The following is a 6,444-nucleotide window of genomic DNA, read 5'->3' as shown; positions in this document are numbered from 1 at the left end:
TTGTCGGATGCGCTGTACCGGCCGGACGTGGTCCACGACCGGGGAGCGGTGATGCGGGACCTGGCGGTGGGGATCGCCGACGGCGCGACCAGCATCTGCGACATCGCGGTCCTGGGCGATCAAAAGCGGGTGTTCGGGCCGGTCGCCTCGACCACCACGGCATGGCGGGCACTCAACGAACTCGACGGCGCGGCGCTGAAGCGGCTGGCGCTGGCGCGGGATCGGGTCCGCGCCCGGGTGTGGGAGCGCATCGAGGCCCGCCACGGGAAGATTCCGCCGGTGCGGACCTGCTACGGCGATCTCGATGATGTGATCTGCATCCGCATCGACGCCACCTTGATCACCTCGTACTCCGATAAGGAATCGGCAGCGGGAAATTTCAAGGGCGGTTGGGGTTTTCATCCGTTGACCGCGTGGTGTGACAACACCGGCGAGCTGCTGGCCATCATCGCCCGTGCCGGTAACGCCGGCTCCAACACCGCCGCCGATCACATCGCCATCATCGACGCCGCGATCACCGCGATCCCCGCCAAGTGGCGGCACAACCTGCTGATCACCATCGACGGTGCGGGCTCCAGCCACAAGGTGATCGACCACATCACCAAGCTCAACACCCGCGCCGGCTACAGCATCGCGTATTCGGTCGGCTTCGACCTGGATGCCCGGGTGCGTGCCGCGCTGGCGCTGCTGCCCGAGACCGGGTGGGAACCAGCACTGGATGCCACCGGCACCCCGCGCGAGGACGCACAGGTCGCCGAGGTCACCGGCCTGCTGCGGGAAAGCCACGGCGGCGACCAACTGCACACCTGGCCCGCGGGGATGCGGATCCTGGTGCGCCGCGAACCCATCGAGACCGGAGCCCAGCTGTCGCTGTTCGAGCAGACCAACGGCTACCGCTACCAACCCGTGGCCACCAACACCGCCGGCGGGCAAGCCCAGCGTCTGGAAGCCCGCCACCGCGTGCACGCCCGCGTCGAAGGATTCATCCGTTGCGCCAAAGACACCGGCCTGGCCAAATGGCCGTCATCGTCCTATGCGATGAACCGCGCGTGGATGGCCGCAGTCGCCCTGGCCATCGACCTGCTGTGCTGGACCCGGCTGCTGCTGCTCGATGGCACCCTGGCCGTCGCCGAACCACAGACCCTGCGCTACCGGCTGCTGCACACCGCGGCCCGCATCATCAAACACTCCCGCAAACAGATCCTGCGAATACCCCAAACGTGGCCCTGGGCAACCCAACTGGAAACCGCGTTCCACCGCGTGCTGGCTATCCCCTGACCACCCCGCCCCCGTCCCCGCAACCCACGGAAGGAGTAACACCCACCGGGACCAAGGAACCCGGCGCCACCGCCCGACACGCGGCGCCGACACCTACCCTGCGACCGAAAACCACGCCCACCAGCAGACCTCAGCACACCTCACGGGAACGCCCGACCCACCATGAAAAATCGAGGTAGGTCCTTGGCACGAAGTGCGGCCGTTTGATAACCACCCGACCAGGCTACCGGGGTGATGAAATCAGTACGGCTGCAGCTATATAGCGTTATCCAGTCGCCGCCGTTGAATGCGTACTCAAAATAGCGCGTAAGCCCGTCGTCGCGAATCCGGATCCAGTTGGGAAGGAATGGGAATGCCAGAGGCCGGGGCCTCGGGGTGACGATGCGCGTTCCCTACACCGAGCTCGACCAACACCACCGAGGTTGCCCGTTGTCCGAGGCTACTGCCTGTCCTCCGTCTGTTGCCGACACGATCATGCGCACCATCGAGGTGGGGATCACCGACGCGGCCGTTGGTGGGCCCGCGATCCCGCGCTGCCCGGACTGCGAACATGACGGACGCTACCGCGACATCGTGACTCGGGCCGTTGACCGATCTGCCGGTGGCCGGCTACCCGCTGTGCTACGAGTCGCCGTCCCGCGCTACCGCTGCACCAGCGTCGAGTGTGGACCGGCGGTGTTCAACCAGAAACCTGGGCAGCGTGGCCGCGCCGCGTTCGCGAACTGAGTCGCGGTTGCGCCAGTGGACAGAAATCGTCGTGCGTGTCCTGGCCGAGGGCGGCTTCGCCGGAAGCCTCTGGGCGCGTCGGGGCTGCGGAACTCCCGATCTTGTCGGCACCCGCTGGTATATTTTCCGGTATGTTTTCAGACCCATATCCGACCGACGACGAGATCATCGCCGAGCTCGGCGACAAGTTCCTGACCGCTCTGGTGGACTCTGTCAGGGGCACGCGTGGCGACGTACGCGATATGCGCGAGTGGCGCCCCGGCTGGTTTCCAACCATGCACAGCCGATGCCTGTCCAACCTGATCCATGACCGGATCTGGGCGCGTCTCATCGCCGCGATCGAAAGTGATCCGGCCACGATGATCATCGAGCGGGGGCCCACCCGCGAAATCGCCGTCGGACCTCATCTTCGGCTGCGTGTCAAACGCCATCTCTCCGGAGACAAGATCAGCACCTACCCCACGCGAACCGCCATCGAATTCTGGCAGCAGGGCAGCCAATACGCATTACCTGGGCTGGAAGAGGTCCGCATCGCGGTCGGCTATCGGTGGGACCCCGAAGAACGCGAAATTGAGGCTCCGCTTCTGTCGCTGCGCGACGGGAAGGATAACGTCATCTGGGCCGTCGAGTTGGACGAGCCGGCCGAGGGTGTGAACGTGACCTGGACCCCGATCGAACCGACGCTGCCGTCTATCGACTTGGGAGAGCTGGGCGACGAAACCGAGCCAGGAGCATCAGGGGACCAATGAACGGACTGGGAGACGTACTCGCGATCGCCCGAAAGGCGCGGGGACTCACCCAGACCGAACTGGCCGAGATGGTGGGGACGACCCAACCGACGATCAACAGGTACGAATCGGGCGACCGCGACCCGGATAAGGACACGCTGGCCAAATTGGCCACCATCCTGCGCGTGACCGAGGAATTACTCACGCACGGCAACCGATTTCGGGGTGCCCTCGCAGTGGATGCACACATGCGGCGCCAGAAGACCACCAAAGCGTCGGCCTGGCGGCAAATGGAGGCCCGCCTGAACCTGCTGCGAGTGCATGCATCGTTCCTCTTCGAGGAAATCTCGATCACCAGCGAGCAGCACGTTCCGGCATTCGATCCCGAGTTCACCACACCTGAGGACGCCGCCAAGCTGGTGCGCGCCCAATGGCGCATGCCTATGGGGCCCGTGGTCAACCTGACAAGGTGGATGGAAGCCGCGGGCTGCCTCGTATTCGAGGAGGACTTCGCCACCCAGCGCATCGACGGATTGTCCCAATGGGTCGACGATCACCCAGTCATCCTGATCAACGCCAACGCCGCACCAGACCGCAAACGGCTGACCAAAGCCCACGAGCTTGGCCACCTCGTTCTGCACTCCAACGGTCCAACCGAGCAGATGGAAGACGAGGCCAACCGGTTCGCCGCTGAACTCCTCATGCCTGCCGACGAAATCCGCTACGAACTGCGTCGACTTGACCTGGGCAAGTTGCGTGATCTCAAGCGGGAGTGGGGTGTTTCGATGCAGGCGTTATTGGAGCGCGCGTATCGAATGGGCCTCGTAACCCCTGAATCCCGCACCAAGTTCTACAAGATGATGAACGCGCGCGGTTGGAAGGCCAACGAACCCGACATCGAGTTCATCGTGGCTGAGAAACCTGCGCTACCGATTCACATCGGCAAGGCGTTGCGCACGCGGGGCTTCACCGACGACCAAGCTGCAACGATCGCCGGCTATGCAGACCCCAGTGACAATCCGTTCCGCCCTGACAGCAGTCGGCTTCGCGTCGTGTAAGAGTCCCGGTTTGCTGTTCCACCGTCCGCGACAGCGCCGGTCGAATAGCTCGATGGCTCCCCTCGGCGCGCCCGCAGCCCCTGCGCCCCCCACGCGGCGCCCCATGAGCCGTTCCCGCGGCGCGGGCGCCGGCCAGCAGGTTGCTCCCGCACCTCGTCGGTGGCCGGCCGCGGGGCACGCTTGCGCCTGCGCAAACCTGCGGGAGGGCGACGCTGACATCGGCCTGGACGCAACCCCCCGTATTCCGGCTGCGGCTTGGCTGTCTGGGCGGAGCGGGTGTGGCGCCGGCTGGCAGTGGACGCGACCGACAACTGTCCCGGACAGCGCGGGCACAGTGTCACCGTCGGCGCGTCCTCGCGCTTGAAGCCGTCCCGAAAAACCCGCAGCCACGCAGCACGAACATCGGGAAATCCTCCGGGGAATTCCCACGCTGACCAGCGGTTTTTCTGCGTGGCATGGGCAGGTTCCCCGATTTTTTGGGTCCTGTGTAAAAAAATTCGTGACGGAGCAAGCGGTCGCCACACCCCCCTCCCCCCTGATTTTTTTGGGGGGGAGGGGGGTCACGGTCCAGTGGCGTAGGGGAAGTGGTTGCGCCAGCCGTGCAGTCGGCTCCAAAGGAGCACTCGGCGCGAGTACTCTGGCGCCAGCCAAAGATACGTGATGTGCGCCGGAACCGGCGGTGGCTCAGCGGGCAGAGCATCCTCGAACATGAGCACCGATGAAATCCTGAACGGGAGGGCACTCGCGTGAAGCGGGATGAACAAGTGCCGTTCGTCGGCGACGGCGCTCGCGAGCTTCGCAAAATGCGGCGGAATGTGTGGAGCGTTGAATGCCGTGCGCAGTTCATTTGCAAAGCCCGATAACGACTCATCAATAAAGCCGCTGCCCACGACCGGCACGACCATTGCGCCCGGATTCTGCATGGTGCTCGCAAGCTGTTCTGGGTGACCCACCATCGTGCATGACGAATGCTCTACAAGCCATTGGAGGTCTGGGTCTACGGCGGGCGTCCATACACTCGGGTGCTGCTGGGGGTATGCGATACCGTCGGCTTCGCAGATCAAGATGATCTTTTGATAGCACTGCCGTAGTCGGCGAAGATCTTGCGGCGAACCGACGTCGATACTCCAAAACCACATCCCAGGCACTGGCCATTTGTGGTTGTCTCGGGCCAGCAAACTGGCAGTTTCAAGTGCGCCGTCCGCCGCTAAGTTCGTCACCTCGAAGGCTGCCGTACGACCGTCCGCGAGTGTCAACATCACGTCCACGGCGTTTTGACGGCCGTCGACGTCCCATGCTTCCGCACGGCTCGCATCGAGCGTCCGAACAGCGATTAGGCAAGCGGCCTGCTCTTGCCGCGACAACCTATCTATTCCGATCAAGGCCGGTTTCGCCATACCGAGACACTTTAAATCCCCGGGCCAAGCAACGCTGTGTGCTCATCGCCTAGGGTCCGCTGCTGCGCTTGCTGTGCGTCCATCCGTGAACCTCCTGTCGTTGGTTGGTGCCCGGTCGGTGCGCTGCCTACCCGAGCAGCGGCGACCGGCCGGGCACCGTTCCCTGTCCCGCACGTTCGGAACCAAGAAGGCACGTCGGGACAGGGAAGTTCTCAGACGACCTCGAAGTCGCGATCTTCATCGATGGGTGCTTGGGCCTGCCGTATGCGAACGGCCTCGGCAATGGCCTCGTTCGAGAACTTGCGGCCGTTGTCGCGTAGGGCTTTCGAGGCTGTCGGCCTGCCAGCGTTCAGCGGCACGCCCAGCTGGGCGAACGCCGAGACGCATTCCCCTACAACGGAACTAGGTGGCAGCTCGGGCGCGTCCGGCTCGGCGATGCGCTCAACGAGGTTGTGGCGCAAGAAGTGTGCGGCTTGCTCATCGGACAGCCAGCCCAGCAGTGAGCCTCGATAAGCATGAACCAAGCGGCCTTGCTGGTCTTTCGGAACCACTAGCGGCGCAATGACTTTGTATGCCGGCTTCCAGGCTCCTTGCTGGCCCATCGGTAGGTTCAGCGCGGGAAGTTGCATGAGTGTCACCCTCTCGCTTGGTAGTTTTGCTTGGATCGCCACTCGCCGGTGGCCTCGTCGTACTGGTACGGATCGTTGGGGCTCGGGATGTACACCTGATCACCCTTGGGTGGCGGCTTCGTACCGGGCCAGAAGCGTTGCCCCAGTTGGCGTTGCAGCGCGTCGGCCTTCTCTTGATCAGTCCACAGCTGCTTTGGTTTCCCGCGGGAGACGACGACCGGCGCGGGAACAGGTGCGATGGGTAATCCGAGATCGTCATACGTGACGCGCTTTTGGTCTCGTACACGCTGATCGTGTTCCCGCACGCCGCGCTGATACGGAGTTTCATCGCTGGCGGCCTGCACCTGGCGAGCCGGCTCCTGGACACCGAGGCGGCGCAGGACGCTTCGGTGGGCCTGTTCGGCTTCGGGATCGACGGGCAACTTCCTGTCAGGCGGCAAACCGGGCGCCAACGCCGCGAGGACCGCGCGGTTGCCTTCCCGGTCACGTTGCAGTGCGTCGCACCAGAATTCGACCTTGTTGCCACCGATCTTGCCCTCGTTGAACGCGGCGTGGACGATCCGGCGATCTTCAGCCCGTGCCAATCGCTCAGCCGCAGAGACACGCTGGCGGTCTAGATCCCGCTCGA

General features: G+C 64.3%; 6 protein-coding genes and 1 pseudogene. 4 read left to right on the top strand and 3 right to left on the bottom strand.

Going from position 1 to position 6,444, the window contains the following annotated elements:
• The 4 genes and pseudogenes from AC2VOK_RS06110 to AC2VOK_RS06095 form a co-directional block, all read left to right on the top strand.
• A partial coding sequence (locus AC2VOK_RS06110; protein ID WP_428899680.1) for an IS1380 family transposase occupies positions 1–1,278 on the top strand: 1,278 nt, incomplete at its 5' end.
• 474 nt (positions 1,279–1,752) lie between these two features.
• A pseudogene (locus AC2VOK_RS06105) lies at positions 1,753–1,965 on the top strand (ISL3 family transposase); the annotation flags it as partial.
• Positions 1,966–2,171: 206 nt separating this feature from the next.
• Positions 2,172–2,753: a hypothetical protein gene (locus AC2VOK_RS06100; protein WP_428899681.1), complete on the top strand. Its 582-nt coding sequence runs from the start codon at positions 2,172–2,174 to the stop codon at positions 2,751–2,753.
• Positions 2,750–3,790, top strand: coding sequence for a helix-turn-helix domain-containing protein (locus tag AC2VOK_RS06095; protein WP_428899679.1), 1,041 nt, complete (start codon positions 2,750–2,752; stop codon positions 3,788–3,790). The genes AC2VOK_RS06100 and AC2VOK_RS06095 overlap by 4 nt, the downstream gene beginning before the upstream one ends.
• Before the next feature lie 560 nt (positions 3,791–4,350).
• Here AC2VOK_RS06095 and AC2VOK_RS06090 read toward each other — a convergent pair.
• The 3 genes from AC2VOK_RS06090 to AC2VOK_RS06080 all read right to left on the bottom strand — a co-directional run.
• Positions 4,351–5,187 carry a hypothetical protein gene (locus AC2VOK_RS06090; RefSeq protein WP_428899678.1) on the bottom strand — a complete coding sequence of 279 codons (837 nt, stop codon included), beginning with the start codon at positions 5,185–5,187 and terminating at the stop codon, positions 4,351–4,353.
• Positions 5,188–5,399: 212 nt separating this feature from the next.
• Positions 5,400–5,816 carry a hypothetical protein gene (locus AC2VOK_RS06085; RefSeq protein WP_428899677.1) on the bottom strand — a complete coding sequence of 139 codons (417 nt, stop codon included), beginning with the start codon at positions 5,814–5,816 and terminating at the stop codon, positions 5,400–5,402.
• A gap of 5 nt (positions 5,817–5,821) precedes the next feature.
• A partial coding sequence (locus AC2VOK_RS06080) for a hypothetical protein (RefSeq protein ID WP_428899676.1) occupies positions 5,822–6,444 on the bottom strand: 623 nt, incomplete at its 5' end.

Source organism: Mycobacterium sp. TH-M116, assembly GCF_057473685.1.
The sequence above is the reverse complement of the archived record's forward strand: the minus strand, read 5'-3'. Positions and strand labels throughout refer to the sequence as shown.